The sequence below is a fragment of the Streptomyces sennicomposti genome (assembly GCF_019890635.1).
In the GTDB taxonomy this organism is placed as follows: Bacteria; Actinomycetota; Actinomycetes; order Streptomycetales; family Streptomycetaceae; genus Streptomyces; species Streptomyces sennicomposti.
Genome location: NZ_JAIOAB010000013.1, coordinates 108,526 through 130,968 on the forward strand (window position 1 = coordinate 108,526; position 22,443 = coordinate 130,968).

The 22,443-nt window shown below is 73.0% G+C and carries 20 protein-coding genes; 9 read left to right on the forward strand and 11 right to left on the reverse strand.

The genetic code is table 11. The features are described 5' to 3' along the window. The 6 genes from kdpB to K7787_RS10700 form a co-directional block, all read right to left on the reverse strand. Positions 1 to 2,100 carry a potassium-transporting ATPase subunit KdpB gene (gene kdpB / locus K7787_RS10675; RefSeq protein WP_019981995.1) on the reverse strand — a complete coding sequence of 700 codons (2,100 nt, stop codon included), beginning with the start codon at positions 2,098 to 2,100 and terminating at the stop codon, positions 1 to 3. A 152-nt stretch (positions 2,101 to 2,252) separates the two neighbouring features. Beyond that, positions 2,253 to 3,914, reverse strand: coding sequence for a potassium-transporting ATPase subunit KdpA (gene kdpA, locus K7787_RS10680; protein WP_223001252.1), 1,662 nt, complete (start codon positions 3,912 to 3,914; stop codon positions 2,253 to 2,255). Positions 3,915 to 3,922: 8 nt separating this feature from the next. Further along, positions 3,923 to 4,012 carry a K(+)-transporting ATPase subunit F gene (gene kdpF, locus K7787_RS10685; protein WP_043262119.1) on the reverse strand — a complete coding sequence of 30 codons (90 nt, stop codon included), beginning with the start codon at positions 4,010 to 4,012 and terminating at the stop codon, positions 3,923 to 3,925. Then, positions 4,009 to 4,167, reverse strand: coding sequence for a hypothetical protein (locus K7787_RS10690; RefSeq protein WP_164392942.1), 159 nt, complete (start codon positions 4,165 to 4,167; stop codon positions 4,009 to 4,011). The genes kdpF and K7787_RS10690 overlap by 4 nt, the downstream gene beginning before the upstream one ends. A 335-nt stretch (positions 4,168 to 4,502) precedes the next feature. Then, positions 4,503 to 4,913, reverse strand: coding sequence for a (R)-mandelonitrile lyase (locus K7787_RS10695; protein ID WP_009192318.1), 411 nt, complete (start codon positions 4,911 to 4,913; stop codon positions 4,503 to 4,505). Positions 4,914 to 5,019: 106 nt separating this feature from the next. Further along, a complete protein-coding gene (locus K7787_RS10700) occupies positions 5,020 to 6,036 on the reverse strand; it encodes a zinc-dependent alcohol dehydrogenase family protein (protein WP_223001253.1) in 1,017 nt (338 codons plus the stop codon). A gap of 292 nt (positions 6,037 to 6,328) precedes the next feature. Between K7787_RS10700 and K7787_RS10705 the strand changes: the two genes are divergently transcribed. Continuing rightward, the gene (locus K7787_RS10705) at positions 6,329 to 7,222 is read left to right on the forward strand and encodes a helix-turn-helix transcriptional regulator (RefSeq protein WP_223001254.1); all 894 of its coding nucleotides are present in this window, start codon (positions 6,329 to 6,331) and stop codon (positions 7,220 to 7,222) included. A 227-nt stretch (positions 7,223 to 7,449) separates the two neighbouring features. Next, entirely contained in the window at positions 7,450 to 8,970 is a 1,521-nt protein-coding gene (locus K7787_RS10710; protein WP_223001255.1) for a methionine--tRNA ligase, read from the forward strand. Between the two features lie 157 nt (positions 8,971 to 9,127). Here K7787_RS10710 and K7787_RS10715 read toward each other — a convergent pair whose 3' ends face one another. After that, positions 9,128 to 9,889, reverse strand: a complete 762-nt coding sequence (locus K7787_RS10715) for a cobalt-precorrin-6A reductase (RefSeq protein WP_223001256.1) — start codon at positions 9,887 to 9,889, stop codon at positions 9,128 to 9,130. 164 nt (positions 9,890 to 10,053) lie between these two features. Here K7787_RS10715 and tsaD point away from each other — a divergent pair, with 164 nt between their 5' ends. The 3 genes from tsaD (at position 10,054) to K7787_RS10730 (ending at position 13,157) form a co-directional block, all read left to right on the forward strand. Next, entirely contained in the window at positions 10,054 to 11,145 is a 1,092-nt protein-coding gene (gene tsaD, locus K7787_RS10720; RefSeq protein ID WP_223001257.1) for a tRNA (adenosine(37)-N6)-threonylcarbamoyltransferase complex transferase subunit TsaD, read from the forward strand. Positions 11,146 to 11,498: 353 nt separating this feature from the next. Beyond that, positions 11,499 to 11,834: an antibiotic biosynthesis monooxygenase family protein gene (locus K7787_RS10725; RefSeq protein WP_009192324.1), complete on the forward strand. Its 336-nt coding sequence runs from the start codon at positions 11,499 to 11,501 to the stop codon at positions 11,832 to 11,834. 81 nt (positions 11,835 to 11,915) lie between these two features. Continuing rightward, complete coding sequence (locus K7787_RS10730; protein ID WP_223001258.1) at positions 11,916 to 13,157, forward strand: PP2C family protein-serine/threonine phosphatase; 1,242 nt, start codon at positions 11,916 to 11,918, stop codon at positions 13,155 to 13,157. Between the two features lie 189 nt (positions 13,158 to 13,346). Here K7787_RS10730 and K7787_RS10735 read toward each other — a convergent pair whose 3' ends face one another. Both K7787_RS10735 and K7787_RS10740 read right to left on the reverse strand, forming a co-directional pair. After that, on the reverse strand, positions 13,347 to 14,045 hold the full coding sequence (locus K7787_RS10735; RefSeq protein WP_223001259.1) for a hypothetical protein: 699 nt from the start codon (positions 14,043 to 14,045) through the stop codon (positions 13,347 to 13,349). A 67-nt stretch (positions 14,046 to 14,112) separates the two neighbouring features. Further along, the gene (locus tag K7787_RS10740) at positions 14,113 to 14,706 is read right to left on the reverse strand and encodes a TetR/AcrR family transcriptional regulator (RefSeq protein ID WP_223001260.1); all 594 of its coding nucleotides are present in this window, start codon (positions 14,704 to 14,706) and stop codon (positions 14,113 to 14,115) included. A gap of 188 nt (positions 14,707 to 14,894) precedes the next feature. On the opposite strand from K7787_RS10740, the gene K7787_RS10745 reads away from it, so the two are divergent. Both K7787_RS10745 and K7787_RS10750 read left to right on the forward strand, forming a co-directional pair. Further along, the gene (locus K7787_RS10745) at positions 14,895 to 15,461 is read left to right on the forward strand and encodes a hypothetical protein (protein ID WP_223001261.1); all 567 of its coding nucleotides are present in this window, start codon (positions 14,895 to 14,897) and stop codon (positions 15,459 to 15,461) included. Positions 15,462 to 15,491: 30 nt separating this feature from the next. Beyond that, on the forward strand, positions 15,492 to 15,920 hold the full coding sequence (locus K7787_RS10750; protein ID WP_009192328.1) for a VOC family protein: 429 nt from the start codon (positions 15,492 to 15,494) through the stop codon (positions 15,918 to 15,920). 52 nt (positions 15,921 to 15,972) lie between these two features. On the opposite strand, the gene K7787_RS10755 is transcribed toward K7787_RS10750, so the two are convergent. Further along, the gene (locus K7787_RS10755; protein WP_043262122.1) at positions 15,973 to 17,004 is read right to left on the reverse strand and encodes a LacI family DNA-binding transcriptional regulator; all 1,032 of its coding nucleotides are present in this window, start codon (positions 17,002 to 17,004) and stop codon (positions 15,973 to 15,975) included. A 282-nt stretch (positions 17,005 to 17,286) separates the two neighbouring features. On the opposite strand from K7787_RS10755, the gene K7787_RS10760 reads away from it, so the two are divergent. Then, complete coding sequence (locus K7787_RS10760) at positions 17,287 to 19,107, forward strand: glycoside hydrolase family 35 protein (RefSeq protein ID WP_223001268.1); 1,821 nt, start codon at positions 17,287 to 17,289, stop codon at positions 19,105 to 19,107. Between the two features lie 277 nt (positions 19,108 to 19,384). After that, positions 19,385 to 21,475 carry an RICIN domain-containing protein gene (locus K7787_RS10765; RefSeq protein WP_223001269.1) on the forward strand — a complete coding sequence of 697 codons (2,091 nt, stop codon included), beginning with the start codon at positions 19,385 to 19,387 and terminating at the stop codon, positions 21,473 to 21,475. Between the two features lie 125 nt (positions 21,476 to 21,600). Here K7787_RS10765 and K7787_RS10770 read toward each other — a convergent pair whose 3' ends face one another. Beyond that, entirely contained in the window at positions 21,601 to 22,269 is a 669-nt protein-coding gene (locus tag K7787_RS10770) for a PASTA domain-containing protein (protein WP_223001262.1), read from the reverse strand. Between the last annotated feature and the right edge of the window lie 174 nt (positions 22,270 to 22,443).

The following is a 22,443-nucleotide window of genomic DNA, read 5'->3' on the forward strand; positions in this document are numbered from 1 at the left end:
TCAGCCGATTCCGGGGATGAGGGAGACGAGGAGGTCGATGATCTTGATGCCGACGAAGGGGGCGATCAGCCCGCCGACGCCGTAGACCGCGAGGTTGCGGCGCAGCATCCGGTCCGCGCTCATCGGCCGGTAGCGCACGCCCTTCAGGGAGAGCGGCACCAGGGCGACGATGATCAGCGCGTTGAAGACGACGGCGGACAGGATCGCCGAGGCGGGCGAGGCCAGGTGCATGATGTTCAGCCGGTCCAGGCCCGGATAGACGGCCGCGAACAGCGCCGGGATGATCGCGAAGTACTTCGCCACGTCGTTGGCGATGGAGAAGGTGGTCAGCGCCCCGCGGGTGATGAGGAGTTGCTTCCCGATCTCCACGATCTCGATGAGCTTGGTGGGGTCGGAGTCGAGGTCCACCATGTTGCCGGCCTCCTTGGCGGCCGACGTGCCCGTGTTCATCGCCACGCCCACGTCCGCCTGGGCCAGCGCGGGGGCGTCGTTGGTGCCGTCGCCGGTCATCGCGACCAGTTTGCCGCCGGCCTGCTCGCGCTGGATGAGGGCCATCTTGTCCTCGGGGGTGGCCTCGGCGAGGAAGTCGTCGACGCCCGCCTCCTTTGCGATGGCCTTCGCGGTCAGCGGATTGTCACCCGTGATCATGACCGTCTTGATGCCCATGCGGCGCAGTTCCTCGAACCGCTCCCGCATGCCCTCCTTGACGACGTCCTTGAGGTGGATCACGCCGAGGACGCGGGCGCCGCGCTCGTCGTGGACGGCGACCAGCAGCGGGGTGCCGCCCGCCGCGGAGATCCGGCCGGCGACGGCTTCCGCGTCCTCGGCGACCGTGCCGCCCCGCTCCCGTACCCAGTCGAGGACCGAGGCGGTGGCGCCCTTGCGGATCTCGCGGCCGTCGACGTCCACGCCGGACATCCGGGTCTGCGCGGTGAAGGCGATCCACCGCGCCCCGGCCAGCTCGCCCTCGTGCCGCTCGCGCAGCCCGTAGCGTTCCTTGGCCAGGACGACGACGGACCGTCCCTCGGGGGTCTCGTCCGCGAGCGACGACAGCTGGGCGGCGTCGGCGACCTCGGCCTCGGTGGCGCCGCGCACCGGCAGGAACTCGGCCGCCCGGCGGTTGCCGAGGGTGATGGTGCCGGTCTTGTCCAGCAGCAGCGTGGACACGTCGCCGGCGGCCTCGACCGCGCGGCCGGACATGGCCAGGACGTTGCGCTGCACCAGCCGGTCCATGCCGGCGATGCCGATCGCGGAGAGCAGCGCGCCGATGGTGGTGGGGATCAGGCAGACCAGCAGGGCCACCAGGACGACCATCGTCAGGTGGGTGCCCGCGTAGTCGGCGAACGGCGGCAGGGTGGCGCAGGCCAGCAGGAAGACGATGGTCAGCGAGGCCAGCAGGATGTTCAGCGCGATCTCGTTGGGCGTCTTCTGCCGGGCCGCGCCCTCGACCAGGCTGATCATCCGGTCGATGAAGGTCTCGCCGGGCCTGGTGGTGATCTTGACGACGATCCGGTCGGAGAGGACCTTGGTGCCGCCGGTGACGGCGCTGCGGTCGCCGCCGGACTCGCGGATGACGGGGGCGGACTCGCCGGTGATGGCCGACTCGTCCACCGAGGCGACGCCCTCGACGACATCGCCGTCGCCGGGTATGACGTCGCCCGCCTCGCACACCACCAGGTCGCCGATCGCGAGGCCGGTGCCGGGCACCCGCTCCTCGCGGCCGTCCGTCAGCCGCCGGGCGACCGTGTCGGTCTTGGCCTTGCGCAGGGTGTCGGCCTGCGCCTTGCCGCGGCCCTCGGCGACGGCCTCGGCGAGGTTGGCGAAGAGGACGGTGAGCCACAGCCAGGCGCTGATCGTCCAGCCGAACCAGTCGCCCGGGTCGGTGCAGGAGAAGACGGTGGTGAGCACGGAGCCGACCCATACGACGAACATCACGGGCGACTTGACCATGACCCGGGGATCGAGCTTGCGGACCGCCTCCGGCAGCGATCTGACCAGCTGGCCGGGGTCGAACAGACCGGCGCCGACGCGGCCTTCGGCGGGCCTGCGCCCGGTGGGGAGGTCGCCGTGCGGCGCCCGGGCGGGGGTGGCTGTGGACATGGAGTCCTCTGGGTTCTGAGTACGGTTCGTCGACACGTTCTGGGTACGGGGCTCGGACGCGCTCTCCGTGCGGGGCTCGGGCGCGTATGCGGTACGCGGCTCGGGCGCGTGTCCGGTGCCGGACTTCGCCGTGTGTCCGGTACGGGTCTTCATCACGCCAGCCCTTCGGCGAGCGGTCCCAGTGCGAGCGCCGGGAAGTAGGTGAGACCGGTGATGATCAGGATCGCGCCCACCAGCAGGCCGGCGAACAGCGGCTTCTCGGTGCGCAGGGTGCCTGCGGTGACCGGTACGGGCTGCTGGTGGGCCAGGGAGCCGGCCAGCGCCAGCACGAACACCATCGGCAGGAACCGGCCGAGCAGCATGGCCAGCCCCGTCATGGTGTTGAACCAGTCGGTGTTCGCGTTCAGCCCGGCGAAGGCCGAACCGTTGTTGTTGGCCGCGGAGGTGAAGGCGTACAGGACCTCGGAGAAGCCGTGCGCACCGGAGTTGAGCATGGAGTGCGGCGGGGTCGGCAGGGCGAGGGAGGCGGCCGTGCACACCAGGACCAGCGCCGGGGTGACGAGGAGGTAGCAGGCGGCGAGCTTCATCTCCCGGCCGCCGATCTTCTTGCCCAGGTACTCGGGCGTGCGGCCCACCATCAGACCGGCGATGAACACCGCGATGACCGCCATGATCAGGATGCCGTAGAGGCCGGAGCCGGTGCCGCCGGGCGCGATCTCGCCGAGCATCATCCCGAGCAGGGCGATACCGCCGCCGAGGCCGGTGAAGGAGGAGTGGAAGGAGTCCACCGCGCCCGTCGAGGTCAGCGTCGTGGACACCGCGAAGAGGGAGGAGCCGCCGACGCCGAACCGGACCTCCTTGCCCTCCATCGCCGCGCCCGCGGCCTGGAGCGCCGGGCCGTGGTGGCCGAACTCCGTCCACATCATCAGGGCGACGAAGCCGACCCAGATGGTGACCATGGTGGCGAGGATCGCGTAGCCCTGCCGCGTGCTGCCGACCATCAGGCCGAAGGTGCGGGTCAGCGAGAACGGGATCACCAGGATGAGGAAGATCTCCAGCAGGTTGCTGACCGGGGTCGGGTTCTCGAAGGGGTGGGCGCTGTTGGCGTTGAAGTAGCCGCCGCCGTTGGTGCCCAGCTCCTTGATGGCCTCCTGGGACGCCACCGCGCCGCCGTTCCACTGCTGGGAGCCGCCCATGAACTGGCCGACCTCGTGGATGCCGGAGAAGTTCTGGATCGCCCCGCAGGCGACCAGGGCGACCGCGGCGAGCGCGGCGATCGGCACCAGGACGCGCAGCGTGCCGCGTACCAGGTCGGTCCAGAAGTTGCCGAGTTCGCCGGTGCGGGAGCGGGCGAAGCCGCGCACCAGCGCGACCGCGACGGCCATGCCGACGGCCGCGGAGACGAAGTTCTGCACGGCCAGACCGGCGGTCTGCACGACGTGTCCCATGGTCTGTTCGCCGTAGTACGACTGCCAGTTGGTGTTCGTCACGAACGACACGGCCGTGTTGAATGACTGCGCCGGGTTCACCGACGAGAAGCCGAGCGAGCCGGGCAGCACGCCCTGGAGCCGCTGGAGCAGATACAGGAAGAGGACGCCCACGGCCGAGAACGCGAGGACGCCGCGCAGATACGCGGGCCAGGTCATCTCGGCGTCGGGGTCGGCGCCGATGCCGCGGTAGATCCACCTCTCCACCCGCAGATGCCGGGAGGAGGAGTAGACCCGGGCCATGTAGGCGCCGACGGGTTTGTGGACGAGCGCGAGTGCGCCGATGAGGGCGAGCAACTGGAGCACGCCTGCGGTGACGGGACCCATGCCGGCTCTCAGAACCTCTCCGGGAAGATCAGGGCGAGGACGAGATAGCCCAGGAGGGCGACGGCCGCGATCAGGCCGACGGTGTTCTCGGCGGTCACAGCTTCGTCACCCCCTTGGCGACGAGGGCCACCAGCGCGAAGACCGCGAGCACGGTGACGACGAAGGCCAGATCGGCCATCGTGGACTCCTGGTAGGTGCGAGGGAAAAACGGGGACGTTTGAAGGAAACCCCCGCACCACCCGGTCCGGACCACCCGTTGACGGCCCTCTTACGTCCCAGGTCACGGCTTTGACGGCTCTCTTACGACGCCTGCCGGGAGGAGGCCGCCGGGCGTCCGGTCGCGCACATCCACGTCGACGCCCCGGCCGGGGGCCGGGGGCCGGGGGCCGTAGGGCCTCGTCCGGCTCCCGTACCCGCCGACCGGACTGTGCCTGGTGGAGACGCCTGACCACCCCCGACCGGGCTGGGCCCCTGGTGGACCACTGACCGACCACTGACCGGGCCGAGCCTGGGGTGGAGCCGGGTGGACGCCGCCGGGCCGCCCGGCTGCCCCGGGCTGCCCCAGGCGGCCCCGGGCGGCCCCGGGGGTCAGTCGGTGGCCGGGGCGGCGGCGTACTCCTCGTCGGTGACCGGGGTCAGCCAGTGGACGACGTCGTGCTCCGCGTCGCCCTCGTTGATGGCCAGGTGGACCATCAGCCGGTTCGGCGCGGCGCCGTGCCAGTGCTCCTCGTCGGCCTCGAACAGGACGCGGTCGCCGGGGCGGATGACCTCGACGGGTCCGCCGCGGCGCTGGCACAGGCCGATGCCCTCGGTGACGAACACGGTCTGGCTCAGCGGGTGCCGGTGCCAGTGGGTGCGGGCGCCGGGCATGAAGTGGACCAGGTTGGCGCTGACCCGGGAGGGGGCGGGCGCGGCGGCGACGGCGTCGATGTAGACGTCGCCGGTGAACCAGTCCGCGGGTCCCTTGACGGTGTTGATCGAGCTGCGGGTGATCTGCACAGGGGTTCCTTGTCTGCTCGCGTGAGTGAGTCAGGTCGCTTGACTGAGTCAGGGCTCGAGGTGAGTCAGACCTTGAGGTGAATCAGGGCTCGAGGTGAGTCGTGCGTCAGGGCCGGAGGAGGGCCTTGACTGCGCGGCGTTCGTCCATGGCCTTGTAGCCCTCGGCGACCTGGTCGAGGGGCAGGGTGAGGTCGAAGACCTTGCCCGGGTCGATGCGGCCGGTCAGGACGCGTTCGATGAGGTCGGGCAGATAGCGGCGCACCGGGGCGGGGCCGCCGCGCAGGCCGACGTGGGAGAAGAACAGCTCCTGGCCGTCGATGGCCACCTCGTGGGGCATACCGACGAAACCGACGTTGCCGCCGGGCCGGGCCGAGTGCAGCGCCTGGCTCATGGCCTGGGCGGTGCCGACGCACTCCAGCACGGAGTCGGCGCCGATGCCGTCGGTCATCTCCTTGATCCGGGCCACGCCCTCGTCGCCGCGCTCGGTGACGATGTCGGTGGCGCCGAATTCGCGGGCGAGCTTCTGCCGGCTGTCGTGCCGGGACATGGCGATGATCCGCTCCGCGCCCATCTCCTTGGCGGCGATCACCGCGCACAGCCCGACCGCGCCGTCGCCGACGACCACGGCGGTGGAGCCGGGCCGCACCTCGGCGGCGTCGGCGGCGTACCAGCCGGTGCCCATCACGTCGGAGACGGCCAGCAGGCCCGGCCAGAACTCCTCGCCGGGCGCCTCGTCGGTGGCGACCAGGGTGCCCTGGGCGTTGGGGATGCGCACGTACTCGGCCTGGCAGGTGCTCATGAACTCGCGGTTCAGGCAGTTGGACTGGAAGCCGTTGCGGCAGTTCGGGCAGGTGTTGTCCGAGGTCGCGAAGGAGCCGACGACGAACTGGCCGGGCCGCACCGCGGTGACCTCGGAGCCGGCCTCCTCCACGAAGCCGACGTACTCGTGCCCCATGGGGTGGGCCTCGTCGGTGGCGTCGAGGCCGCGCCAGGGCCACAGGTCGGAGCCGCACACGCAGGTGACGGCCGTGCGGATGATCGCATCCGTCGGCTCCAGGATCTTCGGGTCGGGAAGTGTCTCGAAACGTACGTCGCCGGGGGCGTGGATCACTGCTCCGCGCATGAGAGATGTCCTTGTCTGGGGGGAGGGGGGTGTCGGGCGTGGGCGGATCTCGCACCGCCCGGGCGGGACGGCCCGCGGTCCGCCTCCGTCACCCTGTCCGTATCCGTATCCGTGTCCGTGTCCGTGTCCGTGTCCGTGTCCGTGGCCGTGTCCGTGGCCGTGTCCGTGGCCGTGGCCGTGGCCGTAGGGCCACCTACCAGGTAACCCCGCACGGCGACGCCGAACGAGTCACCGCTGAGAGGTGTACTGCCGGTACATCCCTCCCGCGCCGCGCACGTCGTACGGTCGGGGCATGGACAACCGTGAGGAGGTCCGCGAGTTCCTGACCTCGCGGCGCGCGAAGATCACCCCGGAGCGGGCCGGGCTGCCCGCAGGCCCCCGGAGGCGGGTGCCGGGGCTGCGCAGGAGCGAGGTCGCCGCGCTGGCCGACATGAGCGTGGAGTACTACGCGAAACTGGAGCGCGGCAGCCTCGCCGGCGCCTCCCCGGCCGTTCTGGAGGCGGTCGCCCGCGCGCTGCAGCTGGACGACGCCGAACGCGCCCACCTCCTGCACCTGGCGCGGGCCGCCGACGGCTCCGACGCCCTCACCCGCCCCCGCCGCCGGCCCACCGCCCGGCAGTGGACGCCGCACCGCAGCCTGCAGTGGACCCTGGACGCGATCACGGCGGGACCCGCGGTGGTGTCCAACGGCCGGATGGACGTCGTGGCCGTCAACCCGCTCGCCCGCGCCTTCTACGCCGACCTCTTCGCCGACGCCGACAACCAGCGCAACCTCGCCCGCTTCAACTTCCTCGACCCGGCCGCCCGCCGCTTCTACCCCGACTGGGAGCTGTTCGCGGACACGGCGGTGGCGATCCTGCGCCGCGAGGCGGGCCGCGACCCGCACGACAAGGACCTGCACGATCTCATCGGGGAGCTGTCCACCCGCAGCGAGGAGTTCCGCACCCGCTGGGGCGCGCACGACGTCCGCCGCCACGGGACGGGCACCAAGCGGTTCCGCCACCCCGCGGTCGGCGACCTCACCCTGGCCTACGAGGCCCTGGACCTGGCCGCCGAACCCGGCCTCGGCATGACCGTCTACACCGCCGAGCCCGGCTCCCCCTCGGAGCAGGCCCTACGCCTCCTCGCCTCCCTCGCCGCCACCGAGGCCGCCGCCCCGACGGCACACCACGGCGAAGCGAGCTGAGCCGTACGCCCCCGCAGCCCGGCACTCCACCGCCGCCGGGAAAATCGCGTGCCGTCCCGTCCCCCGCGCCGCTACGCTCCTCCCCATGATCACGCTTTCGCGCCGGCACCGGATGACGCCCCGTCCACGGGGCTGCTGAGCACGAACGCGTACCGAAGCCGAGGCCCCGGGTACGGGGCCTCGGTCATATCCGCGATCAAGGCCCCGCCGCCCGGCGGGAGGACCAGATGACCGCGCGCCACTTCATCACCACGACCATTCCGTACGTCAACGCCCGCCCGCACCTGGGCTTCGCCCTGGAGCTGGTCCAGGCGGACGCGCTGGCCCGGCACCACCGTCAGCGCGGTGACCGGGTGCGACTGCTCAGCGGGACCGACGACAACTCCCTCAAGAACGTCCTGGCCGCCGAGGCCGCCGGCGTCGACGTCCGGACGTTCGTCGACCGGAACGCCGACGCCTTCGCCGCGTTGCGCACACCGCTGGCGCTCTCCCTGGACGACTTCATCCGCACCAGCAGCGACCCGCGCCACCGCGTCGGGGTCGAACGGCTGTGGCGCCGGTGCGCCGCCGCGGGCGACCTCTACCGGAAGGCGTACGAGGGCCTGTACTGCGTGGGCTGCGAGCAGTTCTACACCCCGGACGAACTGGTCGGCGGCCGGTGCGCCGAGCACGGCGCCGAACTGCGTCTTGTCGCGGAGGAGAACTGGTTCTTCCGGCTGTCCCGCCATGCCGACCGCCTCCACCGCCTGATCACGAGCGGCGCCCTGCGCATCGAGCCCGCCGCCCGCCGCAACGAGGTCCTCGCCCTCATCGAGGGCGGGCTGCACGACTTCTCCGTCTCCCGCTCCCACACCCGCGCCCGCGGTTGGGGCATCCCCGTGCCCGACGACCCGGGCCAGGTCGTCTACGTGTGGTGGGACGCCCTCGCCAACTACGTCACCAGCCTCGGCTACGGCACCGGCGGCACCGCCTACGACGAGTGGTGGGAGGGCGACGGACGCCGGGTCCACCTGGCCGGCAAGGGAGTGGTGCGCTTCCACGCCGTGTACTGGCCGGCCCTCCTGCTGTCGGCCGGGCTGCCGCTGCCCACCGACCTCTTCGTCCACGACTACCTGACCGTCGGCGGCCGCAAGATCAGCAAGTCCGCCGGGAACACCGTCGATCCGGCGGCGCTGGCCGCGGCGTACGGCACGGACGCGGTGCGCTGGTGGCTCCTGCGCGAGGTACCGCGGACCGGGGACGCCGACTTCACCGCCGAGCGGCTGATCGGCCGTGCGGACGCGGACTTCGCCGGGGGACTCGGGAATCTCGTCCACCGCGTCGTGACCGCGGTGCACCGCTTCCGGGGCGGAGCGCTACCCGTCGTCGAGCCGTCCGGTGGGCTGCCCCTGACGGAGGTGTGTGCGAAGGTGCCCGGGCGCGTCGACGCCGCTCTGGCCGACTTCGACTTCCGGCGGGCCACCCGCGCCGTCTGGACCGTCGTGGAGGAGGCGAACCGGTGCATCGACGCCACCCGGCCCTGGGAGCTGGCCCGGCGGGAGCGCGAGGGCGACCCGGCGGCGGGCGCGCGGCTCGACGCCGTCCTGGTGGCGCTGGTCGCCGCGTGCCGTGTGCTGGCCGATGAGCTGCGTCCGTTCGTTCCCGGCGCCGCCGCCCGGATCGCCGAGCGGCTGACACCGGCCGACGGACGCCTGCCGACGCCTCGCCCCCTCTTCCCCCGCCTCCGGGAGGACACTCGGCCGGTGTGAGGCGCCGGGGCGGGGCGTGCGGAGGCCGGGGGCGCGGGGGCGCGGGGCTGCCGAGGAGTGCGGTGCGGGCGCGCTTCCGGGGGCGCGGGGCCCTTCCGGGGGGCGCGGTCGGGGCCGCGTCGGGCAGGCGTGCGGGGGCCCGACCGTCAGGGCTCGGTCAGCGGTTCCGGGAGGACACCTCCCGGAGGGCTTCGCGGACCCGGTGGGCCGCGTCCTCCGGGGTCGGCACGACGGGTACGCCCTGCGGCGCCGGGGGTCTGCGGACCACGACGACGGGCAGTCCCGCCTCGCGGGCGGCGGTCAGTTTCGGGGCGGTGGCCGCGCCGCCGCTGTCCTTCGTGACGACGACGTCGACGCGGTGGCGGCGCAGCAGTTCGCGTTCCCCGTCGAGGGTGAAGGGCCCGCGGTCGAGCAGGATCTCCATGCGGGACGGGTGCGGCGGCTGCGGCGCGTCCACGGACCGTACGAGGAACCACAGGTCGTCCAGGTCCGCGAAGGCGGCCAGCCCCAGGCGCCCGGTGGTGAGGAACACGCGCCGGCCGAGTGCGGGCAGCGCCCGGGCCGCCTCCGCCAGTGATCCGACCCCGTGCCAGCGGTCGCCCGCCTCCGGGACCCAGCCGGGCCGGCGCAGGGCGAGCAGGGGCACCCGGGCGGTGGCGGCGGCCCGTGCCGCGTGGTGGCTGATCGTATCCGCGAAGGGGTGCGTGGCGTCGACGACCACGTCCACCCCGTGCTCGCGCAGCCATGCCGTCAGCCCCTCCGCCCCGCCGAAGCCGCCGATGCGCGTGTCGCCCGGCAGCGGCCGGGGTCCGGCGACGCGCCCGGCGAGCGAGCTGGTCAGCTCCAGGCCGGGGACGCCGTGCAGCAGCTCGGCGAGGCGGCGGGCCTCCGCGGTGCCGCCGAGGATCAGTACGTGCATGCGCGGGACCTCGGGGTTCGGGGGCGGGAGCGCACTTCGGGAGCGCACTTGCGGGTGCGCACTCTACTGCGCGGCGCGCCGCCCGCCCCGCCCCGGGTTCACATCGGCAGCGGCCTTATTGCACACTATGTGCAAGAGCATATGAGGTTCAGGAAGGGGTGGGCGTGGGCTCTCCGATCGTGCTGGGCATCGAGTCGTCGTGCGACGAGACCGGCGCGGGGCTGGTCCGGGACGGTGTGCTGCTCGGCCACGCGGTGGCGTCGAGCATGGCCGAGCACGCCCGCTACGGCGGTGTCGTCCCGGAGATCGCCTCCCGCGCCCATCTGCACGCGCTGCGGCCGGTGGTCCGGCAGGCGCTGGAGGAGGCGGGGCTGCGGCTCGCCGACATCGGGGCCGTCGCCGTCACCACCGGGCCCGGTCTGTCCGGGGCGCTCCAGGTCGGTCTGGCCGGGGCGAAGGGGATCGCGTACGCGCTCGGCGTGCCGCTGTACGGGGTGCACCATCTCGCCGGGCACGTCGCCGCGGACACCCTGGAGCACGGTCCGCTGCCCGCCCCCTGCATGGTGCTGATCGTCTCCGGCGGCCACACCTCCCTGCTCCTCGTCCGCGATCTGGCCCGCGATCCGATCGCCCACCTCGGCGACACCCTGGACGACGCGGCCGGCGAGTGCTTCGACAAGGTCGCGCGGGTCTTTGGACTGCCGTATCCGGGCGGTCCGGCCATCGACCGGGCAGCGCGCGCGGGGGATCCGCGCGCTGCCCCCTTCCCGCGCCCCCTGCCGGGGTCGTACGACTTCTCCTTCTCGGGGCTGAAGACGGCCGCCGCCCGCTGGGCCGAGGGCCACGCCGGGCGGGAGCTGCCGGTGGCCGACGGGGCCGCCTCGCTCCAGGAGGCGATCGCCGACGTGCTGACCCGCAAGGCGGTGGCGGCCTGCCGGGAGCACGGCGTCGGCACGCTCGTCGTGGTCGGCGGGGTGGCCGCGAACTCCCGGGTGCGGTCGCTGGCCGAGGAGCGCTGCCGGGCCGCCGGCATCGCGCTGCGGGTGCCGCCGCTCAGGCTGTGCACGGACAACGGCGCGATGATCGCCGCCGTCGGCGACCTCCTCGTGCGCGCCGGGGCCGAACCGGCGCCGCTGGACGTGTCGATCGACCCCTCGGCCCCGCTGGAGTACGCGGCCCTGCACCCGGGGGCGACGGCCCGGACGGTGGCGGCCCGGACGGTGGCGGCCCGGACGGTGGCGGCCCGGACGGCGTGAGGATCCTGGCCGCCGTCGTACGGGACCTGCTTCCGGCCGAGCCGCCCGGTGTGGTGGTGATCGGCGAGCGGAGTCCGGCGGCGGCACGGCCCTCGTCGCCGCCGTCCATCCGAGGGCGCGGGAGGCGGGGCCGGCCGCCCCGGTGCTGATCCAGGGGCTTCTGGACGGCAGGGGCGGCGGTCCGCCCGAGCCGGTGCAGGGCGGCGGCCCGCCCTCCGACCGGCTGACCTCGCCTAGACGGCGGCCGTCCCGGCGGCCGTCCCGGGTGGTGCACGCGCACGGGCCCGCCTCCGTTCGGGCGAAAGCGGCACCGTACGCGACAACCTCCGGCCGGTAAGGGGAGACATGAGTCCATGACTGTTACCGTTCAGGTCGACACCACGCGCCCCGTGGCGACCCTCATCAACGTCTTCACCGTCTCCCCCGACCGCCAGGACGAACTCGTCGCCCTGCTCGCCCGCGCCACCGAGGAGACGATGAAACACCAACCCGGCTTCCTGCACGCCAACTTCCACGTCTCCCTCGACGGCGAGCGCGTGATCAACTACGCCCAGTGGGAGACCGAGGAGCACTACCGGGCGATGCTCGCCAACCCCGAGGCCCGTTTCCACATGGACCAGGCGGCCAAGATCGCGACGGATGTGCAGCCGCGCCTCTTCCAAGTCCGCTCCGCGCACACACGCCCCTGAGAACCGCCACCGGCGCGCACGCCGATCTCCGCGGGCCGGGTCCGGGGATAGGATCCGGCTGGCCAGGGCAGGAGGGCGCGCATGACCGGACCGGAGATCGACTACCAGGCGCTGTTCGCCGTGACGCCCAGCCCCTATCTGGTCCTGGACCCCGCGCTGGTGGTCGCCGACGTCAACGAAGCGTATCTGCGGGTCACGGGCCGGACGCGGGAGGAACTGCTCGGCCGGCGCCTCTTCGAGGTCCATCCGGACAACCCGGCGGACCCGGACGCCGACGGGGTGCGCAATCTCAACGCCTCCCTCCAGCGGGTGCTGCGCTCGAAGGAACCGGACACCATGGCCGTGCAGAAGTACGACATCCCGGTGTCCGGCCGCCCGGAGGTGTTCCGGGCGAAATGGTGGTCGCCGATCAACACCCCCGTCCTCGGGCCGGACGGCGAGGTCGCCTGGATCATCCACCGGGTGGAGGACATGACGGACTTCGTGCTGACCCGCCCGCCCGCCGCGCTGCCCGGCGCCCCGGGCGGGAAGCGGGATGCGATGGAGGCGGAACTCTACGCGCGGGCGCAGGAGTTGCAGCATCTGAACGAGGAGCTGCGCGAGGCCCACGCCCGGGAGCGCGAGACGGCCCTCACCCTGCAGCAGGCGATGCTGCACTCCCCCGACCTGAGGGGACACCGCGACATCGCCGTGCGCTACATGCCCGCCGTCCGGTCGCTCAACGTCTGCGGCGACTGGTACGACGTGGTGGATCTGTCCGAGGACAGCTTCACCGTCGCGGTGGGCGACGTGGTCGGCCACGGTCTGGAGGCCGCCGCCGTGATGGGCATGCTCAGAAGCGCTCTGTCGGCCGCGGTCCGCGCCATCCACACGCCGGGCACGGCGATGGACGTCCTGAGCGGCTATGCCCGTACCTTCGAGGGCGCCCTGGCCACCACCGCGGTCAAGGCGGTGGTCGACACCCGCCATCGGCGGATCACCTACACCAGCGCCGGCCATCCGCCGCCCGCCCTGGCCCGCCGCGACGGCGCCGTCGTCCTCCTCGACGAGGCCACCGGCCCGCCGTTGGGCGTCCCCGTCCACGACGACCCGCGTCCGCAGGCCACCGTCCCGTACACCCCTGGCGACAGCCTCGTGCTGTACACCGACGGGCTGATCGAACGCCGCGGCGAGGACATCGACGCCGGTCTGCGCCGCCTCACCGACACCCTCGCGCGCCACGCCCACCTCGGCCCCGACGCCCTGGCCGACACCCTGCTCGCCCACCTCGGCGTCGCCGACGGCGGCCGCGACGACATCGCGCTGGTCATCGTCCGCTTGTAGGGCCTCTCGTTTCGTGGTGGTCACTGCCGTTCGGAGCGGGAGCGCACGTTCGGGCCGGGCCTCCCGGTGTGGGGGGACGACTCCGATGCCCTCACCGCGTACGGCAGTCGGTGCGGGACGTGGGCTGCGAGCCGGTGTCCGCCGGGGGCCTGGACCGCGCGGGGCTCCTGGAGGCGTCCGCCGCGCTGTTCATCGCTCTCCGGGTCGGAGAGGGCGCGGACGCTGGTCTTCCGGCAGGGGCCGCCACAGCAGGTGGTGGGACAGGCCGAGGAGACCGGCCCGTGCGGCGTCGGGCAGGGCGGGGTTGCGTACCAGCCCGTGCGCCCACAGGTCGCGCAGCCGTTCCGCGGGTGCCGGTCCCTGGAGCAACTCCGCCCAGGCGGCGGCGCGTTCCTCGGCGCTCTCCCGGGCCGCCGCCCGCGCCATCGTCTCCTGGTGTTCCTGGAGGCGGTCCAGTGCGACGAGCCGGACCTCGTCCGCCTCGGTGGTCGCTGCCACCAGGGCGCTCCCGTCGGTGGAGAGCGTGACGAACTCCGGCTGTCCGGGGCGCCTTTCGAGGACTCCGGCCAGGTCCCATCGCTCGGTGAGCCGCACTCGCGTCCAGCGCCGGGGCGCGTGGCCCGTCCAGTCACCGGCGACGTCGACGAGGAACACGCCGTCCGCGCCGAGGACGCCGGTGTCCTGCGCAAGTCGGTGCCACTTCTCGTTCAACTCGGCTGCTGAAAGAGGAAGTTGCCCGCGTACCACCACGGTCGGCTCCGCCTCGCGCGAGATCACCGGACGCCACGCCGCCCGGGGCGGCGGCACGCCCTCGTTCCGCCCGTCCCCCACGATGTCCAGCCCCGCCCGCCGCAGCAGCTCGGCGAGACCGTCTCCCCCACCCGTCATGGGAGCCATCCTGCCCGACGGGACGGCCTGGGCGACCGGGACGGCCTGGACGGCCCGGGCGGCCGGTTCAGGCGTCGGTACCGCGCCCGTTGCGCAGGATGCCTTCGACGCCGTTCAGGAACGTCTCGCAGATCGGCGCCGGGTCGGAGAGGCAGCCGGCCGCCATGGCGCCGTCCCGGAGCATGACGAGGTGCCGGCCCGCCGCGTCGGCGGGAGCGCAGCCGGCGTCCGCCAGAAGCTGCGTGGCGGTCTCCAGGAACCATTGGCGATGGGCCAACACCGCCTGATGGACGGGGTGTTCCGGGTCGGGGTACTCGGCCGCAGCGTTCAGGAAGGCGCATCCGCGGAACCCGGGTGAGCCGATGCCCTCGGCGATGGAACGGCTCACGGCCCGGACCGTGTCCGCCGCCGCCAGCCCCTGGGCACGGATGCCGGCCACCTGTCCCCGGATGCCCTGATCGGCCTGCTGGAGGTAGGAGAGGATCAGCTCTTCCTTCCCCTTGAAATGCCGGTAGAGGGTGGCGCGCGTGACCCGGGCCTCCGCGATGATCCGGTCCACGCCGACGGAGTGGATGCCCTCGCTGTAGAAGATCCGGGTCGCCGTGCCGAGCAGCCGCGCCCGGGCCTCGGACATGCTCCCGCCCTGTGTGCCCGTACTCATGCCCCTCACTGTATCAGCGCATGAGGGAGAACGTTCGGTCTTGACATGGGGGCGCAGGGCGCTTTGGATGACATGGGAGACCGAACGTTCTCCCTCACTCACTCATCCCGCCGACCCCGGATTCCCCGAGTCCCCCCGTCCCTTCCTCTCCCCCTCTCTCCCTCTCCGCCTTCGCGAAAGGACCCCTCATGGACTCCGTCCTCACCGCCCCGGCCCCCGCCGCGAGCGACACCGCGGCGCTGCGCCGTCTGTACTTCGTGCGCTGCGCGTTCGCCGCGATCTGGGCCGCGCTGCTGTTCGCCTCCGCTCACACCCTGAGCCCCCTCAGCGCGACGTTGCTGGTGATCTACCCCTTGTTCGACGTGGGGTGCGCGGTCGTCGACCTCAGGTCCACCCGGGCGAACCGCGGTCCGGTGCGCGGCCTCTACGCGAACGTCGCGCTCAGCGCCCTCACCGCCGCGGGCCTGGTCGCCGCCGCCACCTCGGGCATTCCGGCGGTCCTGTGGGTCTGGGGCGCCTGGGCCATCACGGCGGGACTCGTTCAGCTGATCGTCGGCGCCCTCCGGCGCGGCATGGCGGGACAGTGGCCGATGATCGCCAGCGGCGGCATCTCCACGCTCGCCGGAGCCTCGTTCATCGTCCAGGCCGGCAAGGACGACCCCTCCTTGAGCGCCCTGGCCGGCTACGCCTTCCTCGGCGGGGTCTTCTTCCTGGTCTCCGCGCTCCGTCTGCGGCGAGCCGAAAAGCAGGGGTGAGCGGCCGGGCCCTCTTGGTAGGGTGCGCCGATGCCGTCGATCAAGCAGGTCCAGGTCACCTTCGACTGCGCGGAACCCGAGCGGCTGGCCCGCTTCTGGTGCGAGGTGCTGGGATACGTCGTACCTCCACCCCCGGAGGGGTTCGCCACCTGGGACGCATACACGCAGTCACTGCCGTCCGAGCAGCGGGACGCGTGGTTCGCGTGCGTCGATCCCTCGGGTGTGGGCCCGCGGCTGTACTTCCAGCGCGTTCCCGAAGGGAAGGCCGTCAAGAACCGGGTGCATCTCGACGTACGGGTCGCCACCGGGCTCACCGGCGAAGCGCGTCTCGCCGCGCTCGAGGCGGAGTGCGCGCGCCTGATCCCGCTCGGCGCGGTGCACGTGCGCACGCTGTACGACGGCAACGACGCGTGCATCCCGATGCTGGACATCGAGGGCAACGAGTTCTGTCTGGACTGACCTTGAGCGTCGTCTTCGCGGGCCGCGCCCGGCCGGGCGGGCGCACGGGGGCTCAAGTCCCGGCGCGCGGCGCGGTGCTGGCGCGTACCACGAGCCGGGGTTCCACCGACTCGGGGGCGATCGCGCCGGCCGGGTCGGCGATGTGCCGCAGCAGGTGGGCGACGGCGAGTTCACCGGTCCGGGCGAACGGCTGGGCGACGGTGGTCAGCGGCGGGGTGCAGTAGGCGGCCAGCTCGATGTCGTCGACGCTGACCAGGGAGACGTCCTCGGGTACGCGCCGGCCGAGTTCGGTCAGCGCCCTGATGACGCCGAAGGCCATCTCGTCGCTGGCGACGAAGACCGCGCTCGCCTCCGGGACACGGCCGAGGAGCAGTCCGTTGCGGTAGCCGGAGGCCGGTGACCAGTCGCCCTCCAGCGGCGGCGGCACCGGCCGGCCCGCCTCTTCGAGGGTGGCCCGCCATCCGTCGCGCCGGCTGGCGGCCTCCAGCCAGTGCTCGGGCCCGGCGATGTGCCAGACGGTCTCGTGTCCGAGGTTCAGCAGGTGTTCGGTCGCCTTGCGGGCCGCGAGCGCCTGGTCGACCGCCACGACCTCGGTGGTGTCGGTGCGCGGCCCGTCCACCGAGATGGTGGGCGTGGACCGGGTGAACTGCTCGATGCGCGCGCTGGTGTGGATCAGCGGCACGGCGAGGACGACGCCCTCGACGTCCTGATCGGCCAGCCGGGACAGCGCGGCCTCGATGGCGGCGGTGTCCAGGGAGGTGGTGGTCGCCGTGCTGACCGTGTACCCGGCGGCCTGCGCGGCGTTCTCGATGCCGGAGGTGAGGGCCGCCCGCGAGTAGAAGGTGGTCCGCAGGGTGACCACGCCGATGGTGCGGCTGCGTCCCGAGGACAGCATGCGGGCCGCGTTGTTGCGCCGGTAGCCGAGCTGTTCGACCGCCGCGAGCACCTTCTCCCGCGTGCGGGCCTGCACGTTGGGGTGCCCGGAGAGCACCCGTGAGACCGTCTGCGCGGACACCCCGGCGACCCGGGCCACGTCCACCATGCCCGGCGGTCGATCACCGCTCTTCACCTGCTGCTTCGCCATGAGCGCCTTCCCTCGCCGGCCCCGACCCGGCCATGATATCGCCTCGCATGGCAGCCGCCCCGTCGCGTCAACTCGTCAGGAAATCTCGGTTCAGTGACTGTTGGCATCGATAACATTCTCTGCCATAGTTCCGGCCATCGAGGCGTTCCCGCCCGTCACGGGCCGGGCACGCTCCACTGTCGCGCGGCCTCTTCGGAACAGCTCTCCTCCGGTCCGCCGCAGCACCGTGGAGGACGGATGAGGAGATCGCACGGGTATGACCGACGGAGCCGTCAAGTGACCATGCAGACCACAGCGGACGCCGCCCGCGACCGGCGCCCCGCCGCCACGCTCACCCACGCGGGCGGGACGCTGCTGCGCGCCGGCCGGCCGCACCGCATCCTGTCCGGCTCGCTGCACTACTTCCGCGTCCACCCCGGCCAGTGGGCCGACCGGCTGGCCCGGCTGGCCGCCCTCGGCCTGAACACCGTCGACACGTATGTGCCGTGGAACTTCCACGAACGCACGCCGGGCGACGTCCGTTTCGACGGCTGGCGGGACCTGGACCGGTTCGTCCGGCTGGCCCAGGAGACGGGACTCGACGTCATCGTGCGCCCGGGGCCGTACATCTGCGCCGAGTGGGACAACGGCGGGCTGCCCGCCTGGCTGACCGGCACACCCGGCATGCGGCCGCGCACCTCGCACCCGCCCTTCCTGGCGGCCGTGGCACGCTGGTTCGACCAGCTGATCCCCCGGATCGCCGCCCTCCAGGCCGGCCGGGGCGGCCCCGTGGTCGCCGTGCAGATCGAGAACGAGTACGGCTCCTACGGCGACGACGGCGACTACGTCCGCTGGGTCCGTGACGCGCTGACCGCGCGGGGCGTCACCGAGCTGCTGTACACGGCCGACGGCCCCACCGAGCTGATGCTCGACGCCGGTGCCGTCGAGGGCGAACTGGCCGCGGCGACCTTCGGCTCCCGCCCCGAACAGGCGGCCCGGCTGCTGCGCTCGCGCCGGCCGGAAGAACCCTTCTTCTGCGCCGAGTTCTGGAACGGCTGGTTCGACCACTGGGGCGAGCAGCACCACGTCCGCCCGGCCCGCAGCGCCGCCGACGACGTGGGCCGCATCCTCGGCGCGGGCGGCTCGCTGAGCCTCTACATGGCCCACGGGGGAACCAACTTCGGGCTGTGGGCGGGCGCCAACCACGACGGCGACCGGCTCCAGCCCACCGTCACCAGCTACGACTCCGACGCCCCCGTCGCCGAACACGGCGCTCTCACCGAGAAGTTCTTCGCGCTGCGCGAGGAACTGACGGCCGCCGGACAGCCGGTGCCGGACGGCCCGGTGCCCGCCGACCCGCCTCTGCTGCCGCCCGCCGAGCTGCCCGTGACCCCCGGGGCGGCCCTGCTGGACGCGCTGCGCACGGTCGCCGAACCGGTGCGGGCACCCGCGCCGTTGAGCTTCGAGGAGCTGGGGCAGGCCTCCGGCCTCGTCCTGTACGCGGCGGAACCGCTGCTGCCCGACGAGGAGTTCGAGGTGACTGTCACCGGACTGCACGATCGCGCCCAGGTGTTCGTGGACGGCGTCCCCGTGGCGGTGCTGGACCGCGAGACCGCCTCCTGCCGCGTGCGCGGCACCGGCAGGCGCGTCCGGCTGGAGCTGCTGGTGGAGAACCAGGGCCGTATCAACTACGGGCCGCTGCTCGGCCAGGGCAAGGGCATCCTCGGCGGCGTCCGGGTGGACCGGCGGATGGTGCACGGCTGGCGCATGCACCGCCTGCCGCTGGACGAGTGGAGCCCCGACGAACTGGCCCGTGCCGTCTCCCTCGCCCCGGCCGACGGACGGGCCGGGTTCGCCACCGCCCGGCTCACCGTCACCGAGCCCGCCGACACGTTCGTCGCGCTGCCCGGCTTCGGCAAGGGCTTCTGCTGGGTCAACGGCCACCTGCTCGGCCGCTACTGGCACATCGGACCGCAGACCACGCTCTATCTGCCCGCCCCCTTCCTGCACCCCGGCGACAACACCCTCACCGTGCTGGAGCTGGAACGCCTCGGCGACCACATCGCGCTGCGCGACCGGCCCGGACTCGGCGAACCGCAGGAGTACATCGAGACCTTCGACTGACCCGACCCGCAGAGCACCACGATCCCCACGCAACCGGCACACCCGACAGCAAGGAGAAACCGTGTCCGCCTCTCGCAGGAGTCCAAGAAGCAGTCTCAGCGGTTCCGGGAGCAGTATCGGGAGCCCCCGAAGCACCGCGCGCCGCGCCAGAGTCGTCGGCGCGCTCGCCGCTGCGGCCATCGCCCTGACCGGCGGCGCGCTGACCGCCCCGCCCGCCGCCGCGGCCCCGGCCGCCCCGGCCGCGTCCGCCGCCCCGGCCGCCGACGCCTCCTACACGGTGACCGTCGGCGCCAAGGGCAGCTGGACCCACCCGGACGACACACCCGCGTACCCGTACCTCGACAAGGACGGGACGTTCTACTACCAGCAGGCCCACTCCCTGTACGGCGCCGACGACAGCCGGGCGTGGACCTTCTACACCGGCGCCGACTTCGACACCGCCACCCGCTCCGCCGCGATCAGCGACGCCGGCGCCAACCCGGACACCACCGCGCTGTGCGACAACAGCCCCACCGGCGTGGAGGCCACCTTCCCGCCCAGCGGCTCGGGCTACTCGCAGCGCAACTTCTGCGATCTGGCCGGGGTGTGGGTCGATCCCGACACCGGCGACTGGTACGGCCTGATCCACAACGAGTTCACCCCGCAGCCCTTCGGCGACAGCAGCCACTTCGACGCCATCGACTACGCCGTCTCCACCGACCAGGGCCGGCACTGGAGCATCAAGGGCCACGCCCTCACCTCCCCGTACAGCACCAAGCGCGGCGACACCACGGCCTTCCCGCAGCAGACGTACTCCTACGGCGACGGCGACCAGCGGCTCTACGTCGACGCCGCCTCCGGCTACTTCTACGTCTTCTACGGCTCCCGCCTCATCGACAAGAACGGCGGCTGGAAGGCGTTCTACTCCCACGTCGCCCGCGCCCCGCTGTCCGGCAAGATGGCCACCGGCACCTGGCAGAAGTGGTACGGCGGCTCCTGGTCCCAGCCCGGCGTCGGCGGCCGGGAGAGCAACATGGTCCCGGTGACCGCCGCCGACCCCACCGGCTACACGCCCACCGCCAAGGAGTACGACCCGGCCAGCACCGGAACCGTGGACCAGCAGGTCGCCGCGGGCAAGACCCCGCCCACCTCGCCCCTGTTCGTCATGGACATCACCTACAACGCCTACCTCGGCCTCTACATCGGTGAGCCCCAGGCGGTCGACCAGTCCGGCGACGCGCCCCAGCAGTTGTACGCCACCGACAACCTGGCCACCCAGAAGTGGCGTCCGATCGGCGACACCGGCGGCTACCACACCGCCTCCTGGTACCGCTGGTTCCTCGACGCCGCCAACCGGACCGGCTCGGCGATCGTCGGGAAGAACTTCCGCTCCTACTGCTCCTTCGGCTGCTCGGGCGGCGCCTCCGGCGAGTACGTCAACCTGACGATCGACTCCTCCGCGCCCGCCGCGGCGCCCTTCGACCCGGCCCGGACGTACCGGATCGCGGGCGGCGGCGGCCGGGTGCTGACCCAGGTGTCCGGCTCCTCCGCCACCACCTCGACGGCCACCGCCACCGGCACCGGCCTGGACGCCTGGACGTTCACCGGCAACGGCGACGGCTCCTACCGCATCGCCAACGCCGCCACCGGCCGTCTCCTCGGCGTGCCCACCACCCCCGCGGCGGGCCGCGCCTGGGGCGCCGCGCCGACCGTCACCGCGCCCGGCGGCGGCGGTCCCACCGTCGGGCAGCAGTGGTTCGTCGTGCCCGTCACCTCCCCGTCCACCGGCGCGGCCACGGGCACGTACCGGCTGGTGAACCGCTACAGCGGCCTCGTCATCGGCCTCTCCGGCACGGCCGGCCGGCTCGCCGAGACCACCCCCGTACGCGCCTGGACCGACAGCGGCGGCGCGGTCGGCGGCGGACGCGGCGCGGGTGAGCAGACGCTGACCGTCAGCGCGGTCGGCTCCTCCTCCGGCGGGCTCGACGGCGACCACACCCTCGTCACCGGCGGCCAGGCGCTGGACGATCCCGGCCACAGCACCACCGCCGGCACCCGGCTCATCACCTACACGGCCAACGGCGGCGCCAACCAGACCTGGCGGTTCACCCGGCAGGGCGACGGCTCCTACGAGCTGCGCAACGCCGAGTCCGGACTGTGCGCCGACGTGTCCGGCGGCTCCACCGCGCCCGGCGCCGAGGTCGTCCAGTGGACGTGCACCGGCGGTGCCAACCAGCACTGGACGTTCACCCGCCGCTCCGACGGCTCCTACACCGTCGCCTCCGTCAAGAGCGGCCTGGCCCTGACGACGGCGTCGAAGACCCCGGGAGCCCTGGTCACCCAGCAGACCGACACCGGCTCCGCCCTCCAGCGGTGGACGCTCGGCTGAACCCCGCCCGGCAGCGCAGGCCGTCCCGTGCCGGTCCGTCGGACCGGCACGGGACGGCTGCCGCACGACCGCCGCCGCCGGCCCGCACGACTCCTGCGACGGAGTCGCACGTCCCCCCGGTCCGGCTACGGGCAGGTCTCGCCGAACTTGACCACGGTGAACGTGACCGGCCGGCCGTTCAGCGCGGCGCCGGCCGCGGGCGTCTGGGTGCAGACCTGCCAGTTGCTCTCCACCAGCACCCACCGGCCCTCCGCGGAGGCGTCCTTCACGGTGATCGACGTGCCCGAGTCCAGCGCCGCCCGCGCCGCCTTCATCGACTTGCCCTTGAAATCGGGCATCTTGCCGCCGGCGGCCGTCGGCTCCTTCTCGTCCCGCGCGGGGCAGGTCTCCTCCAGCTTCACCGACCCGAAGTCCAGCGTCGTGTCCGTCGGCACGGAGGTGCCCGCGGCCACGTTCTGGGAGCACACCTTCCAGTTCCGGTCGAGGGCCTGCATCCGGCCGCGGCCGAGCGCGTCGTGCGACTTCAGCGCGTAGAACCCGTCGGCCTGAGCGGCGTCCTGCGCGGACTGCAGGCCCATCCCGACGAAATCGCGCACCGCCTTGGACGCGGCCCCGGACGGCTTGCCCTCCCCGGCCGGGGTGCCGACGCCCTTGCCGTCCCCGGCCGGGGCGCCGGCCGTCGGCGTGGCCGACGAAGTGCTCCCACCCGTAACGGAGTTGTCGCTCGGCTGGCAGGCGACGGTCAGTCCGGCGACGGCGCAGAACAGGACGGCGCCGATGACACGGGTACGCATGGATTCCCCCCGAGGTGAAGCGAGTACAGGCGGAACACCTTAGATCACACGTGAAGAAAATGTGAACGCGCGTCAAAGGCCGTGAAGCACACTCAACTCCCGGCTCGGTGACGCGGCGGGGGGGGGGGGGGGGGGGGGGGGGGGCCCCCCCCCCCCCCCCCCCCCCCCCCCCGC